15 protein-coding genes and 1 pseudogene are annotated in these 15,162 nt (G+C 55.3%); 12 read left to right on the top strand and 4 right to left on the bottom strand.

Translation table 11 applies throughout. The features are described from left to right. The first annotated feature begins 145 nt into the window (after positions 1 to 145). The 8 genes from cysS (at position 146) to JUE67_RS06715 (ending at position 8,078) form a co-directional block, all read left to right on the top strand. Entirely contained in the window at positions 146 to 1,561 is a 1,416-nt protein-coding gene (gene cysS / locus JUE67_RS06750) for a cysteine--tRNA ligase (RefSeq protein ID WP_203626333.1), read from the top strand. Then, positions 1,551 to 1,988 (top strand): Mini-ribonuclease 3, encoded by a 438-nt coding sequence (locus JUE67_RS06745; RefSeq protein ID WP_203626334.1) that lies wholly within the window; start codon positions 1,551 to 1,553, stop codon positions 1,986 to 1,988. The genes cysS and JUE67_RS06745 overlap by 11 nt, the downstream gene beginning before the upstream one ends. Continuing rightward, a complete protein-coding gene (rlmB, locus tag JUE67_RS06740; RefSeq protein WP_203626335.1) occupies positions 1,960 to 2,931 on the top strand; it encodes a 23S rRNA (guanosine(2251)-2'-O)-methyltransferase RlmB in 972 nt (323 codons plus the stop codon). Before JUE67_RS06745 ends, rlmB begins: the two co-directional genes overlap by 29 nt. Next, positions 2,931 to 3,485, top strand: a complete 555-nt coding sequence (locus JUE67_RS06735) for an NYN domain-containing protein (RefSeq protein WP_203626336.1) — start codon at positions 2,931 to 2,933, stop codon at positions 3,483 to 3,485. The genes rlmB and JUE67_RS06735 overlap by 1 nt, the downstream gene beginning before the upstream one ends. Before the next feature lie 128 nt (positions 3,486 to 3,613). Further along, on the top strand, positions 3,614 to 4,843 hold the full coding sequence (locus JUE67_RS06730; RefSeq protein WP_203626337.1) for an MFS transporter: 1,230 nt from the start codon (positions 3,614 to 3,616) through the stop codon (positions 4,841 to 4,843). A 416-nt stretch (positions 4,844 to 5,259) separates the two neighbouring features. Beyond that, on the top strand, positions 5,260 to 6,519 hold the full coding sequence (locus JUE67_RS06725) for a carboxylate--amine ligase (protein ID WP_203637083.1): 1,260 nt from the start codon (positions 5,260 to 5,262) through the stop codon (positions 6,517 to 6,519). 47 nt (positions 6,520 to 6,566) lie between these two features. Beyond that, positions 6,567 to 7,034 (top strand): universal stress protein, encoded by a 468-nt coding sequence (locus JUE67_RS06720; RefSeq protein WP_236002628.1) that lies wholly within the window; start codon positions 6,567 to 6,569, stop codon positions 7,032 to 7,034. 183 nt (positions 7,035 to 7,217) lie between these two features. Next, positions 7,218 to 8,078: an aldo/keto reductase gene (locus JUE67_RS06715; RefSeq protein WP_203626339.1), complete on the top strand. Its 861-nt coding sequence runs from the start codon at positions 7,218 to 7,220 to the stop codon at positions 8,076 to 8,078. Between the two features lie 39 nt (positions 8,079 to 8,117). Here JUE67_RS06715 and JUE67_RS06710 read toward each other — a convergent pair whose 3' ends face one another. Then, the gene (locus tag JUE67_RS06710; RefSeq protein WP_203626340.1) at positions 8,118 to 8,738 is read right to left on the bottom strand and encodes a helix-turn-helix domain-containing protein; all 621 of its coding nucleotides are present in this window, start codon (positions 8,736 to 8,738) and stop codon (positions 8,118 to 8,120) included. 124 nt (positions 8,739 to 8,862) lie between these two features. Between JUE67_RS06710 and sfsA the strand changes: the two genes are divergently transcribed. Then, entirely contained in the window at positions 8,863 to 9,585 is a 723-nt protein-coding gene (gene sfsA, locus JUE67_RS06705; RefSeq protein ID WP_203626341.1) for a DNA/RNA nuclease SfsA, read from the top strand. Positions 9,586 to 9,641: 56 nt separating this feature from the next. On the opposite strand, the gene JUE67_RS06700 is transcribed toward sfsA, so the two are convergent. Further along, positions 9,642 to 11,015, bottom strand: a complete 1,374-nt coding sequence (locus JUE67_RS06700; RefSeq protein ID WP_225877879.1) for an MFS transporter — start codon at positions 11,013 to 11,015, stop codon at positions 9,642 to 9,644. Between the two features lie 255 nt (positions 11,016 to 11,270). Between JUE67_RS06700 and JUE67_RS06695 the strand changes: the two genes are divergently transcribed. Together JUE67_RS06695 and JUE67_RS06690 are read left to right on the top strand one after the other, a co-directional pair. Further along, positions 11,271 to 11,969 carry a class A sortase gene (locus tag JUE67_RS06695; protein WP_203626342.1) on the top strand — a complete coding sequence of 233 codons (699 nt, stop codon included), beginning with the start codon at positions 11,271 to 11,273 and terminating at the stop codon, positions 11,967 to 11,969. A 108-nt stretch (positions 11,970 to 12,077) separates the two neighbouring features. Next, positions 12,078 to 13,121: pseudogene (locus JUE67_RS06690) on the top strand (AI-2E family transporter); the annotation flags it as partial. A 203-nt stretch (positions 13,122 to 13,324) separates the two neighbouring features. Here JUE67_RS06690 and JUE67_RS06685 read toward each other — a convergent pair. Then, positions 13,325 to 13,534, bottom strand: coding sequence for a hypothetical protein (locus JUE67_RS06685; RefSeq protein WP_203626344.1), 210 nt, complete (start codon positions 13,532 to 13,534; stop codon positions 13,325 to 13,327). 349 nt (positions 13,535 to 13,883) lie between these two features. On the opposite strand from JUE67_RS06685, the gene JUE67_RS06680 reads away from it, so the two are divergent. After that, the gene (locus JUE67_RS06680; RefSeq protein WP_125695854.1) at positions 13,884 to 14,573 is read left to right on the top strand and encodes a 2,3-diphosphoglycerate-dependent phosphoglycerate mutase; all 690 of its coding nucleotides are present in this window, start codon (positions 13,884 to 13,886) and stop codon (positions 14,571 to 14,573) included. Positions 14,574 to 14,629: 56 nt separating this feature from the next. On the opposite strand, the gene JUE67_RS06675 is transcribed toward JUE67_RS06680, so the two are convergent. Then, positions 14,630 to 15,043, bottom strand: coding sequence for a winged helix-turn-helix transcriptional regulator (locus tag JUE67_RS06675; RefSeq protein WP_203626345.1), 414 nt, complete (start codon positions 15,041 to 15,043; stop codon positions 14,630 to 14,632). Between the last annotated feature and the right edge of the window lie 119 nt (positions 15,044 to 15,162).

The following is a 15,162-nucleotide window of genomic DNA, read 5'->3' as shown; positions in this document are numbered from 1 at the left end:
AGAAACCTGACGCGGCGGGGCTGGCGGCTGGTCGGTCAGCTGCGGCCTTGGCTTTTTCTTCTATTATAATAGGAACGCGCCTCATGTTTTTTCACCTAGAATTCGGGTATGATACAACTGATAGCACACAGAAAGGATGATGGGGATGCTTGAAATCTATAACACATTGACACGGACCAAGGAACCGTTCAAGCCGTTGGTTCCCGGTGAGGTGCATATGTATGTCTGTGGCCCCACTGTCTACAACTATATTCATATCGGCAACGCCCGGTCGGCCATTGCGTTTGACACTGTGCGCCGCTATCTTGAAGACCAGGGTTATAAGGTGACTTATGTCTCTAACTTCACAGATGTTGATGACAAGATCATTAATGCGGCCAAGGAAACAGGCGAGGCCCCGCTTGAGCTGGCGCAACGCTTCATCGATGCGTACATGGCTGACACGGCGGCGCTGAACATTGAACCGGCTTCGGCGCATCCGCGGGCCTCACAGATGATTCCGGAGATCGTCGCGTTTGTCGCGGATCTGATCAAAAAGGGTTACGCGTACGAGGCGGACGGGGATGTTTATTACCGGGCCCGGAAGTTCAAGCATTACGGTGAGTTGTCCAACAAAAATGTGGATGAGCTGGAACTAGGCGCCAGCCAACATGTCGATGCGGCGGAAACGGCGCGCAAGGAGGACCCAATCGATTTTGCGTTGTGGAAAAACGCAAAGCCTGGCGAGATCTCTTGGCCTTCGCCATGGGGGCAGGGGCGGCCCGGCTGGCACATCGAATGCTCGGTGATGAGTACGACCCTACTTGGCGACACGCTGGATATTCATGGCGGCGGCCAGGACCTCGAGTTCCCGCATCACGAAAATGAGATCGCGCAAAGCGAGGCGGAAACGGGCAAGCGCTTCGTCAACGTCTGGATGCACAACGGCTTTGTGACGGTTGGCGAAGACGATGAAAAAATGAGCAAGAGCCTCGGCAACTTCGTGATGGTCCATGACCTGCTCAAGACCGTCGATCCGCAAGTGCTCCGCCTCTTGATGGTGGGCACCCAGTACCGCCGGCCGATTCGGTACTCGCAGGCCGGACTCGATGAGGCCAAACGTGTGCTGGAGCGGCTTCAAACGGCTCATGATAATTTGACTTATCGCCTCAAAGACGCGCTGGTCGGCGATGATCCGGCGATCGATGTCGCGCTTGATGACTTACAAGCCCGCTTTGTCGCTGCGATGGATGATGATTTTAATGTCCAAAATGGACTTGCGGTCGTTTATGAATTGATGAAGCAGATGAATACGTATGCCGCGGCTGAGACCGTTTTTGCCGGCGGGATTCAGGCACTGCTCGCGAAGCAGGCGCGCTGGCTCGCGATCTTTGGCGTGGTGTTGAAGGCGGCGGACCAGCTGCTGGATGCGGATATCGAAACGTTGATCGCGCAGCGCAATGCCGCGCGGGCGGCCAAGGATTTTGCCCTGAGCGATCAGATTCGTGACGAGCTGGCCAGCAAGCACATTATTTTGGAAGACACAGCCCAGGGAACGAGGTGGCACCGCGATGACGAATGAGAAAACAGATCCGCAGCAGGTCAACGGCATCGCGCTGGCCTACCTCGGGGATGCGGTGTATGAAGTCTACATTCGCGAGCACCTGTTGGCCCGGGGGTTGACCCGACCGGCGCAGTTGCAAAAGGCGGCGAAGAGCTTTGTGTCGGCCAAGGCCCAAGCGGCATTGATCGAGGGCATGACGGAAGCGGACTTGTTGACGACGGATGAACTGGACTATTTTAAGCGCGGGCGTAATGCGAAGAGTTATACGCATGCCAAGCACACGGATGTGGTGACGTATCGTATCTCTACCGGCTTTGAGGCGCTGTTCGGCTATCTGAAGCTGACGGGTAACACCGCGCGCATCGACGACTTGGCGAACTGGTGCATCGCGTATGTTGAAAAGGGGGAAACTGGGCATGGCAAAGCCAAACACACCGAAGAATAATGATCGTGACCGGAGCGGACGGCCGACGTCAGCCCGCGGCAATCAGCAAGCAGGCAGCCGGTTCGGCGAGGCGCGGGGCGGCCAGCGTGGCGATGAGCGCAAAGGCGGTCGGCCCAGTGATGCGCGGCGTGGCCGCCGTCCCGGCAAGGTCGCCAATGTCCAGTCAGCCCCTGGGCAGCCAGAGGATACGGATGAAGATGCGAGTGAATTTGTTTTTGGCCGGCATGCCGTTGAAGCAGCCTTGAAAAATGGCAGTAGCCAGACCATCAACAAATTTTTCGTCCAGACAAAACTGGGTGGCGAGGCGATCAACACGTTGGTTGGCCTGGCCCGCAGCAAAAAGATTCTCGTGGCCGAGGTGCCAAAGACCAAACTCGATCTCTTGTCAGATGGTGGCAATCACCAAGGCGTGATGGTCGCCATGACGCCGTATGCGTACGCGAGTCTAGATGACCTGTTTGCGCATGCGGAAGAAGCCGGCCACGACCCATTTTTCCTTATTCTCGACAATCTCGAGGACCCGCATAACCTGGGGTCGATTCTGCGGACGGCGGATGCGATCGGCGTCGACGGCGTGATCATTCCCAAGCACCGGGCGGTCGGGCTGACGAGTACGGTGGCGAAGGTCTCGACCGGCGCGATCGAGCATGTGCCGGTTGCCCGCGTCACAAATCTGGCGCAGACGATCAAGACGCTGAAGGACCGCGGGCTGTGGATCTTTGGCACGGCGATGGATGGCCAGGATTTCCGCCAGTGGTCCGCGCAGGGTAAGGTTGCGCTGGTCATCGGCAACGAGGGCAAGGGTATCAGTCCAGGCGTGGCGAAATTGATGGATCAGACGCTGACGATTCCGATGGTCGGCCATGTCCAGAGCCTCAACGCGAGCGTCGCAGCCGGCATTTTGATGTATCAGGCGTTCACTAGTCGCCAGGGAGGCCACTAATGCGCCGGCATCTGACGATCGTCGATGCCTATAATGTGATCGGGAATTGGCCGGAGTTGGCGAAACTCAAGGCGACCGGTCACTTTGATGCCGCGCGCGATCGCCTGCTGGATATTTTGGCTGAATACCGGAGCCATGAAAATGCCGAGATGCTGGTCGTTTTCGATGCGATGTATGTGCCAGGCATCGGCCAGCGGTATGACAAATGGGACTTGCAAGTCGTTTTCACCCCTCAGGATGAAACAGCCGATAGCTACATCGAACGGCTTGCGGATCAGCTGAACACGCCGCTGGTGCAACTGACGGTGGTCACATCCGATCAAGCCGAGCAGTGGACCGTCTTTTCCCGCGGGGCGTTGCGGATCTCTTCCCGCGAATTTTTGCAGGAGGTGCAGCGCTCGCACCGCGAATTCACGAAGGGCACTGATCCGTTCATCATGCGCGAGGCCCCGCGCAACACGCCTTGGCGCGGCGAACAGCTCGACCGGCTGGAAAAAATGCGTAAGAGTTTGGAAGGCCCTAAGCCCAAGTGGCAGCGGCCCAACAAAAAATAAGTTGGTCATATCAGTCGATGTCGCATTTGAGACATCGATTTTTTATGCGCTCAGGACAGTTGGCCGTTCAAATGTGTCGCGCGCTGTGTCATACTTGCCACTAGTTTATTTTTTTGGAGGCGGTCGGCGTGGATGATGCGATGCGGGAAAAAGGACCTTGGCGGCGAAATTTATCGGTGCTGTGGTTTTGTACCTTTGTGGCCGGCATGGCATTTTCTGAGATATCGCCGTTTTTATCGCTATTTGTCAGCCAAATGGGCGACTTTTCCAAGGCGCAACTCAGCTTGTGGAGCGGCCTTATCTACGCGGTGGCGTATCTGGTGACGGCGATCGTGTCGCCGCTTTGGGGCCGGCTGGCGGATCGCACTGGGCGCAAAGTGATGTTGGTGCGGGCGAGTCTGGGCATCGGCTTTGCGACCTTGCTGATGGCGCTGTGCACGAATGTTTGGGCGCTACTCGGTGCACGCATCGTGGAAGGCATTTTCGACGGCTACATTCCCAACGCCCAAGCACTGGTCGCCTCGCAGACGCCGCGTGAGCATTCCGGAGCGGCGCTGGGTACCTTGGTCACGGGCTCGGTGTCGGGCACGCTGCTTGGCCCGGTGATCGGGGGGATACTGGCGCAGGCCTTTTCGATTCGGATGACGTTTTTCATCACGACGGGCCTATTGATGGTGGTCGCGCTGATGTCCGGGTTATTGGTTCAGGAATCCTTTGTGCGAGTCGATCCGGCCTCGCAGAAAAATCAGCCAGGGTTGTTGCGACGTTTGGCCGATCCGAAATTGATCGTGATTCTGCTGATCTCGACGATGGTGGTGCAGATGGGGAATTCCTCCATCTATCCGATCATCAGCCTGTACATTCAAGAGCTGATGCATGGACAAGGCGCGATCACCGTCGTGGCAGGTGTGATCGCGGCCTTGCCTGGGATCTCAAACATCTTGGCGGCGCCGCGGCTTGGCCGTTATGGGGACCGCCGCGGGTCAGGGCGCGTTTTGATGGGCTGTTACCTGTTCGCGGTGCTTGTCTATTTGCCGCAGGGGTTCATCGGCAGCGTGATCGGCCTAGGCGTGTTGCGCCTGTTGGTTGGGGTCTCCGATGCCGGGCTGTTTCCCACCATTCAGACCTTGTTGACGAAAAATGTGCCGGTGGATGCCACCAGTACGATCTTTTCCTGGAATCAGAGCTTCCAGGCCCTCGGCAGTATGTTCGGCGCCTTTTTCGGCGGCTTGCTTGCCGGTTGGTTGGATTACAATGCGGTATTTATCGCGACGGCGGCGATGCTTCTGGTGAACTTATTGCTCCTTAGATTTGGCGCGCCAGAATTAATAAAAGATGAGGCAAAAAAAGCAAACTGACCGGGCCCGCAAACGCGTGACACCGGTTTTTTCTTGCGCAAAGATTGAACCGCCGGCGTCAGGGTGTTAGAGTGGACGCTGTAAAGAATTTGTAACATGAGAAAATGGGGTGTTTCTGCACTGCCTGCGTCGGGACGAATTTTGGATGCAGAATGACTCAAGTTGGTAGATAGTTTCGCGACGCGCGCCATCAATCGCATGAGCCAAGCTAGCTGCCCCGCCATCCCGCGGGCCTTCGCACCCTGTAGTTGGGCTCAGCCGAGCAGGGGTGGGACATCTAGCTGTCTCGTGTACTCGAGGCGAAGCCCGCCTCAAGCACCCGAGCCAAGCTAGCTGCCCACCCCTAAGCGCTCGGCTTCGCACCCTGTGTTATAATGCTTTGACGGCTTTTGTTTTGCTTAAGGAGAGATTTATTAATGACTGAATTACCCGCTTTTACCCCGATCCTGTTGGGCAGTGATATGAATGTTTATGGCATGGCGCGGTCTTTTCATGAATTGACCGGCAAGCCGGTGGCCATTTATGCCCGTGAACAGCTAGCACCCACGCGTTTTTCCAAGATCGTCGATGTGCATTTGATCGAGCATTTCGATGCGGATCCATTCTTTATTGACGCGATGCGCAAGTTGGTGGATCAGTATGCCGCCGTGCCTGGGCCAAAGCTCCTGATTGCTTGCGGGGACACTTATGCGGAGCTGGTCTCCAAGCATAAGGACGAGCTGAGCAAGACGTTCATCTGTCCGTATGTGGATTATGACTTGCTTCGGCAATTGAATAATAAAGAGAACTTTTATATAGTCTGCGATCAATATCATTTGCCTTACCCGGACACGATGATCGTGACGCAGGCGATGTACGACAGCAAGGTGCCTGTCACTGCGCCGTTTGCCTTTCCGCTGGCCCTCAAGCCGGCGAACTCGGTCGAATGGCTGAATATCCACTTTGAGGGACGTAAAAAGGCGTTCACGATTCACTCACAGGTGGAGCTGAACACGATCATCGGCAAGATCTACGACAATGGGTATACCTCGGACCTGATCTTGCAGGACTTCATTCCGGGCGATGACAGTAATGACCGTGTCGTCAACGCCTATGTCGACCAGTACCATCATGTGAAAATGATGTGCCTGGGCCATCCACTGCTGCAGGATCCGACGCCGTATGCGATTGGCAATTACGTCGCGATCTTGCCGGAATTTGATCAGGCGCTTTACGACCAGCTGAAAACGTTCCTTGAGGCCATTCAATTCACTGGGTTTGCCAACTTCGACCTGAAATATGATCGCCGCGATAAGACCTTCAAGTTGTTTGAGATCAATATCCGCCAGGGCCGCAGCTCGTTTTACGTGACGCTGAATGGCTACAATCTGGCGGCGTGGCCGGTGCAGGATTATATCGCTGGCACCCTGGCCGATCAGCCGACTGTTTTCGCCAATGAGGATGCGGCCAAGCGCCAACTTTGGCTGGGCGTTGGCAAATCTGTTTTCAAAAAGTATGCCGCTGAAAATCCTGCCAAGGACGAGGCGCTGGCGCTGCTTGCAAAAGGCCAGTCCGGCACGACTGTCTTTTACAAGCATGATATGTCGCCGAAGCGCTGGTTGCTGCTGCGCTACATGTGGCACAACTATGCGGTGCGGTATAAGCAGTATTTTGCGGAAAATAGTGCCAAGGCGTAGTAAACTAAAGGCGTTGGAAATGCCTCAACAGAAAGAAGGATCATCGCATGGCAGAAGAAACAGAAGAAGATTTTGTCGTCGAGTCGATGCATTATTCCCGGCTGCTCCTTGCAGTTGACGATGACGACGATGATTCGTCCCACAAGGCTTTCAATTATGCATGTACCGTCGCAAAAGTCTATGAAGTTCCACTGGGCATCGTCTCAGTCCTTGAGACCGGCGATCTGAACATTTATCAATCGCTGTCACCGGACATGCTGAGTGATCGGCGCAGCGAGATCGTGGCCCATCTGAACACCTATGTTGAAAAAGCGCAGGCGTTTGGCGTCCAAGATGTGCAACCACTGATCGGCGAGGGCAAACCGGCCCGCGTGATCTTGGAAGACATCGCGCCAAGTTTCAATCCGGATCTGATCATCGTCGGCTCGCACACGGCCCGTGGCCACTCGCATATTGGTCATGTCGCAAGCGAGATCGCACGCGAGGCGAACGCCTCAGTCATCATTGTGCGCTAATATGAAAAAAAGTCGCTGCGGCGGCTTTTTTAGTGCACTGGTCCCTGATTGATCGAGTCAGGACGAAGGCGGCGTCGATTTAGGTCAAAACTACCAGCCGGTTTGCTTCGCATCAAGCGGTTGATATTGCTATACTTACTTAAGACAAGCAATGAGCCGTTATCACATCAAAGGAGACAGCATATGACTGAATTGAATGGTATGACAGACACGTTTACCCTGAACAACGGGGTCGAGATTCCGGTCGTCGGGTTCGGCACGTGGCAAACGCCAGATGGTGATGTCGCGCAAAAGAGCGTTGAAGCGGCGATCGCGGCGGGCTATCGCCACATCGACACCGCGGCGATGTACGGCAACGAGGAGACGGTCGGCGCAGGCATCCATGCATCGGGCATCAAGCGCGACGAGCTGTTTGTGACCACCAAGCTGAATAACAACGCGCACAGTTTTGACCTGAGCCAACAAGCCATCGATACGTCATTGACTAAGCTGGGCCTCGACTATGTGGACCTGTATCTGATTCACTGGCCAAATCCAGTGAGCGCACGTGACAGCTATCCGGACAGCCTCGCGGACACCTGGCGCGGGATGGAAGCCATTTACAAGGCAGGCAAGGCCCGGGCGATCGGCATTTCCAATTTCCGCCAGGCTCACCTGGATGTGATCACTGCGACCGGTTCTGTGATGCCGGCGGTCAACCAGATCTTCCTGAACCCGTCTGATCTGCAGCCTGAAGTGACGGCGATGAACGACAAGAACAAGATCTTGAACGAAGCCTACAGCCCGCTTGGCACCGGCAAGTTGCTTAGCGATGCGCGGCTGGCGACAGTGGCGGGTCATTATGGCAAGTCCGTGGCCCAGGTCCTGTTGCGCTGGTCTCTGCAGCACGGGTTCTTGCCACTGGCCAAGTCGGTTCATGAAGACCGTATTCGGCAAAATACGGAACTGTTTGACTTCAGTATTTCGGCCGAAGATATGAAGACCCTGGATGGCCTGCGCGGCGTCGCGGGGCTAGCCACGAATCCGGACACCACGACCTGGTGATCTTGCGGTAACAAAAAAAGCTGGGCGGAAAATTTCCGCTCAGCTTTTTTGGCCATTGGCTTGTTGAATACCATGCAGGAGCCGCGTCACCAACAGTGCGAGTAGCACGCACCCGACGATGGTCCAGAGCCACCAAGGCCCGCCGATGAGGAGAAAAAGGCCGGCATACCCGACGCCGCCCAGAAACGCGATGATAAATGTCTGGCGAATGATCCGCGGGGGATCCGGGAGACGGCGCATCAGGCGTTCGCTGTGGCTGATGTTGAACATGATGGCTAAGTTGATCAGAATCAATGCAGTGATGAGCCATGAGGCAATTTCGCCCATCGCCATGCCTGGCCAATGCAACAAGTCACCAAGTATTAAGGCGAGAAAGGTCAGATCGACGACCAGGCTCAACTGCGACACCGTTTTGATGCGGTGCAAGACGGCCGATTGCCGGTGAATATCTGTGACTAGGTCTGCATCCTCATTGAGCAGGGTGTCCAATGAGAGCTGATACAGTCGACTCAGGTCGATCAAACTCCCTGCATCCGGATAGCTGTGCCCGGTCTCCCAACTGGAGATCGTTTGGCGGGTGACGTTTAATGAGTCGGCGACTTGTTGCTGAGTGAGTTGCTGGGTCGTGCGCGCATTTCTGAGCTGTGGTCCGATCGACATGGTTGTTTCCCCTCGCTTTCGACCATTATTTTACGCGGCGGCTGGCGGCAATGAAAGACGAGTTCCTTTGCGCGGGTTATTGCCCGGGAAATTATCCATGGTATAGTGAGGCGGGAGGTGCGTGATGCGCTATCAAAATGTTCAAGTGGGTCATGTCATTGAGCGTGTGAGCCGGTTTACGGTGATGGTCGCACTCAATCATCAGATCGTGGCCACTCATATTAGCAATACTGGCCGCAACAAAGAGCTTTTGCGGCCCGGCGCGCCGATCAGCGTGGCCCCTGCGGCCAACCCCGAGCGCAAGACGCATTGGGATGTGCTTGCGGTGCGCCGTGACGGCCGCTGGATCAATATCGATAGCCTGGCGCCAAATCGCGTTGTGCGGGCGGGGCTGATGACAGGCACCCTGAAATTGCCGGGGATGGTCTTGCCTTATGAGGTTCACCCGGAAACGGTCTTTGGCGATTCGCGGATCGATTTTGCGGGCAGAGATGCCCGTGGCCGGTCCTGGCTGGCGGAAGTGAAAGGCGTCACATTGGCCAATGGGAAGCACGCCGCCTTTCCGGATGCGCCGACTGAACGCGGGCTCAAGCATGTGCACACGTTGACCGACGCGGTTCAGCAAGGCATCGCAAGCTATTTGGTGCTGGTGGTCCAACTGCCAGGCATCGCCACCTGCACGATCTATGATCAGCGGTTTCCAGAGTTGACCACCGCCGTCGCCCAGGCACAGGCGGCCGGAGTCAAGGTGCTGGCGATCGGTTGCCAAACGGGGCCCGGCTTGATCGAGTTGGATCATCGCATCAAGTTCGATCTGGCACGTCAGTTTACTGAAGTTGAAAAATAAGCATCAGCGTCGGGTGTCACACGCGAATGTGGCAGGCCGACGCTGACGCTTTTTCCTTATCGTGCCTTGACCTGTTTGCCCGGCATCGTCATGCCAAGCATTAGGCCCGCCGCACCGACGATGGCAAAAACCAAGAAGGTGAAATGAAATCCAGTGATCAAACTGCCGGACAGGGCTTGGACCTGTTGGAGAATCAGGGTCGCCACGGCCACGCCTGTCGAGCCAAGGAGCTGACGCACGGTGGTAGTGACGGCGGTGCCATCTGAGATCAAGTCCTTGGGCAATGCGTTTGCCCCGGCGGTGACAGATGGCATCATGACAAACGCGTTGCCGGCTTCGGCGATCATCGCGCCGATGATCGCCATTGGCAGAGTCATGCGCCCGGCAAGCAAGGCCATCAGCGCAAATCCAACAGTGATCAAGCCCATGCCGGTGGTCACGACGAGCCGCGGCCCCAGCCGGTCAAGCATTTTGCCCGCCCGCGGATTGAGCAGACTGAGCAGGACGGCGGCCGGCACCAACGACAGGCCGGAAATCAGCGTGTTTTCGTGCAGGACCTTCTGAAAATACAGCGGCATCACAATGGTTGTGACGATCAAGCCGATATAAGAGATGCCGGTCATCAGGACTGACTTTGTAAACATCGGCGTGGCAAAAACGCGGAGCTGAAGCAGTGGCTGAGTGGCGCGCCACTGACGCACAATGAACCAGATGCCTGCGAGCACGGCCGCCACAAGCAATATTGCAAGTGGCCAGGAGAACCCGCGGCTTGTGGTCACAGTCAGGACATAGAGCAAGGCCGGAAAACTGGCGGCAAGCACGACGGACAGCCAATCCAGTTGCGACACGTGCAGCGGCATGACATCGGTAATGGTCACGGTCGAGGCGAGAAAGACGCCGAGCGCGACGAGGAGGAAGACGACAAAAAGCGCCTGCCACGCAAACCAGTGGAGCAGAACACCGGAGATGATCGGTCCGACTGCCAGGGCCGATCCCATGACCAGCCCAGCCGTGCCCATGACGGCTCCGCGTTTTTCCTGCGGCGTGATCGTCAACATCACCGTCTGATAGCTGGGAAAAAGAATCCCGACCGCCAGCGCCTCCAGCAGCCGGCCAACCAATAGGACGGAAAAACTAGGCGCCCAGATACAAAGCGCGGTGCCGAGGCCGAAAATGGCGACAACGCTCTGAAACAACCGCTTGAACGGCACATTGTTGAGTAGCCATGGCGAGACGGGGATCATCAGGCTCATGACTAGCATGAAACCGGTCGTCAGCCAGGCGATCGTGTCCGCGCCGAGCCCAAATGTTTTCATGAAAGTGGGATAGGCGGTGCTCAGCGATGATTGTGAGATCGACATCGAAAAGGTACCCGTCAGTAAGGTCGCGATAAAGGCGCGTTGCGATGATGGTGCATTTGTTTCGGTCAAACTATTCAACTCCTCTTAGTCGTTAGGTCGCCCTAACATCATCTTTAATTATAATCATTCTAGTTTGACGTACAAGGCGGCGGCGCAATGTAACCGTTTCAAAAGCAAAAATGCCAGACGCTTGTATTTAGTAAGCAATTATGCTAGTTTATAGACAACAAGGGGCACGCAAATTCCGCGTCCGAACATGGCCCACAAAGTTGTTCAAAGGCGGCCGCACGTGTACAATACATTTACGAGAGGACGGTGGCCCGGATGGCGGATCGAAAGAATAAAAAACACACACGCGGCAAGACTTGGCTGTGGCGCACACTGCTTGTGCTGGGGCTGGTCGTCGGCCTAGCGCTTGTGTTCAACGAGCAGATCAAATTATTTGTCGTCAACTGGATGGGCCAATCGACGATGAAGACCATTTCGAAGGAAACGGTCAAGAAGAATGAAAAAAAAGAGGGCAACTTCGACTTCAAGTCGGTCAAGGCCCTCGACGTCGCCACCGTCGGCAAGGCGACAACCAGCAAGGTGAACGGCATCGGCAAGATCGCCATCCCTTCTGTGAAGATGCGGTTGCCGATCTTGCTCGGGCTGGCCAACGAAAATTTGTCACAAGGGGCAGGCACGATGAACGCCGGCCAGAAAATGGGCGACGGCAATTATGCGTTGGCGGGCCACTACATGACGGCCAGTGGCGTCCTATTTTCCCCGCTGAAAGGCGTTGAAAAAGGCGACAATATGTATATCACGGACATGTCCAAGGTCTACACGTACCGCGTAACGACCAAGACAGTGGTGTATGAGACGCAGGTCCAGTGGATCGAAGACGTGCCTGGGAAAAAGCTGCTCACGCTGATCACGTGTGCCTCACCGACTGAAGGGGAGACGCACCGCATCGTGGTCCAAGGTGAGCTGACTAAGACGGCCAAGGCCACCAGCAGTACCCTTAGCGTGTTCGATTGATGACGCGTGCACAAATAAGCTTGGATACATCCCGCACTCCGGCGCAGGATGTATTTTTTTTGGCTGAAGCTCTGCTATAATAACCGGGTGTCAAGGGAGGGGTCCGAAATGACTTATCGCAAATTCATCAGTAATATCCCATTGCGGCGGGCGGTCGTGCTTGCTGGGGTGGCGCTGATCTTGTGGCTCGCACGCAGCGTCATGAGCATCATCTTATTGACGTTCATCTTCGCGTTTCTGTGTACCCGCTTGGTCAACGCAATTCGTCGGCATGTCCACATTCGCCCAGTGGTGGTGGTCGGACCGCTTTATCTCGCGGTATTGCTTGGGTTGTCGTATGCCGCGGTCCATTATGTGCCGGCGATCATCCGGCAAAGCGTGGCGCTTTTCAATTCAGTGCAGAAGTTTTACTACAGCGATGAATTTGCCCATAATCAGGCGATGCAGTGGGTGCTGAAAAATGTGCAGTCGCTCAATCTGCGCACCCAGCTGGAAGGCGGGGTCAAAACGGTCCTGGAATATGCCAGCAACGTGGGGGCCATGGGCGTCACGCTGTTGTTGGCCTTTCTGCTCAGCTTCTTTTTCACCGTTGAAATCGATGAGCTGAAGCGCTTCGGCAACCTCTTTATCAAATCCCCATTTGGCTGGCTGTTCGCAGATCTGCACTATTTTGCGACGAAATTCATTGATACTTTCGGGGTGGTCATTGAGGCGCAGATCTTCATCGCCATCGTCAATACGGTCATCACAACGGTCACGCTGCTGGTGATGAAGATGCCAAATGTCCCGAGTTTGGCGATCATGGTCTTCCTGTTGTCGCTGATTCCGGTGGCCGGGGCGATCATCTCGGTCGTGCCGCTGGCGATCATCGCGTTCACCGTCGATGGCCTGCAAGGAGTCATCACGATCGTCATCATGATCATCGTGATTCACATTTTGGAAGCGTACGTGCTCAATCCGAAGTTCATGAGCAGTCGCACGAGCCTGCCCGTGTTTTTCACCTTCGTCATCCTGCTGGTCGCTGAGCGCTTGTTTGGCACCTGGGGCCTGATCGTCGGCATCCCGATCTTCACCTTCTTGCTTGACATCATTGGGGTGAAAAAAGCTTCAGGAAGCGAGTCACTGGTGGAGGACCTGCCGCGACCGGCGGAGGATCCGGCAACCGAGGTGAGTGCGCAGACGGAAAAATCGACGGCAGCCGGCCCTGATTCCCAGGACGTGTCGCCGGAATCAAAAACGCCCGCCTCGGCGAAACCGAAGACGGACGAGAAAGACTCAAAGTAAATCAATGACCACTTGATTGGAAAAATCGGCTGAGGCAGGTGTGTTTTGCTGCGCTCGGCCGATTTTTAGATTCAGTCGTCGTGGTGCACGAATTTGCGGATGAAGTGAATGATCAAGGCGATGCCGCCGCCGATCAGCGCAAAATCAGCCGCCACATGGACCCCGGCCCACAAGCCCGTCGTATCAACGAGGGTGCGCAACGCAGGCGTGTTCACGTAGATCAGAAAATAAACAATGCTGACCAGCCACAAAACGCCGACCCCGAACCAGATTTTTCGCATAATGATCCTCCGGGAATACTATATCATGGAACAGGTGAGGGGGACGCGTTTTTGTGAGGCAAAGGACGCCGTAGCGCCAGAGCCGAACTAGCCGCTCATCCCTAAGCGCCCCGCTTCGCACCCTTCCCCCAGTTGGGCTCCGGTGCGCATGGCGGATGCAGCTAACTGTCCCCGTCACTCGAGGCGAAGCGCGCCTCAAGCGCCAGGGCCAAGTTAGCTGATCCGCCATCCCGCGCACCTCCGCACCCTTCCCTGATTCTCAATGCAAAGTTTTCTGAAATGATGTATTATAAATAGATGTAAAACCGTCAGCAGACTGACAAATCTTAAAAGCGAGGTAATTTCTAAGATGGCAAAATTGGTACTGATCCGTCACGGCCAAAGTCAATGGAACTTGTCCAACCAGTTCACTGGCTGGGTCGATGTTGACCTGAGCGACAAGGGTGTTGAGGAAGCAAAGCATGCCGGTGAATTGATCAAGGCTGCAGGGCTTGAATTCGACCAGGCTTACACTTCTGTTTTGACCCGTGCGATCAAGACACTGCACTATGCACTGGAAGGCTCCGGCCAGCTCTGGATTCCTGAAACGAAGACCTGGCGTTTGAACGAACGTCACTATGGCGCTCTGCAGGGTCTGAACAAGAAGGAAACTGCCGACAAGTATGGCGACGAGCAGGTTCATATCTGGCGTCGTTCGTACGATACTTTGCCGCCACTTTTGTCCGCTGACGACGAAGGTTCTGCCGCACAGGATCGTCGTTACGCCAACTTGGACCCACGCATCATTCCTGGTGGCGAGAACTTGAAAGTCACCCTCGAACGTGTCATTCCTTTCTGGGAAGATCACATTGCACCAGATCTGTTGGCCGGCAAGAACGTCATCATCGCAGCGCATGGTAACTCCCTGCGTGCCTTGACCAAGTATATCGAAAACATTTCCGATGACGATATCATGGATCTTGAAATGGCGACTGGCGAGCCTGTTGTTTATACCTTCGACGACAAGTTGCAGGTCACCGACAAGACCAAGCTCGACTAATGTCAGCTTAGCAAAAACGACCGCGAACTTTGGCGGCCGTTTTTTGATTCGCAAGATCAGGGCGTCTTTGGCAGATCATTTTCCACGGCCAGCTTAAAACCGGCGGGAATCTGGTAGTCCTGCACGCGCTGTTTGCCCCATTGATACATTTGATCGATGATGGGCAGGAGCGTCTGCCCAAGGTCCGAGATGCTGTAAACCACCAACGCTCGATTGTTTTCCGTGTAGGCGTTGCGCATGATCAATTGATCGGCCGCCAGCTCCTTGAGTTGGCTAGTCAACACTTTTTTCGTCACGCCATCGATGACGCGGAACAGCTCGTTGAAGTGCATGCTTTTAACATGCCCGAGCTCCCAGAGAATCACCAGTTTATATTTGCCACTGAACATCGCGAGCGTGAATTCTTTTTCACAGTTATAATCGCCGTGAGTCAGCTTCGTCAGCACCTGTTTCCGTACAACATCTGTCATAAGCGTCTCCATAGGTATCCTGAAAGTGCCTTATTGTAATTCGCCGAAATGGTATCATAATTATACAACAGACGTGAGCGCGAACTGCGAGAGAATCGCAGGGGTGGCCACGATTTTTG

The organism is Lacticaseibacillus mingshuiensis (assembly GCF_016861785.1).
Classification (GTDB): domain Bacteria; phylum Bacillota; class Bacilli; order Lactobacillales; family Lactobacillaceae; genus Lacticaseibacillus; species Lacticaseibacillus mingshuiensis.
The sequence above is the reverse complement of the archived record's forward strand: the minus strand, read 5'-3'. Positions and strand labels throughout refer to the sequence as shown.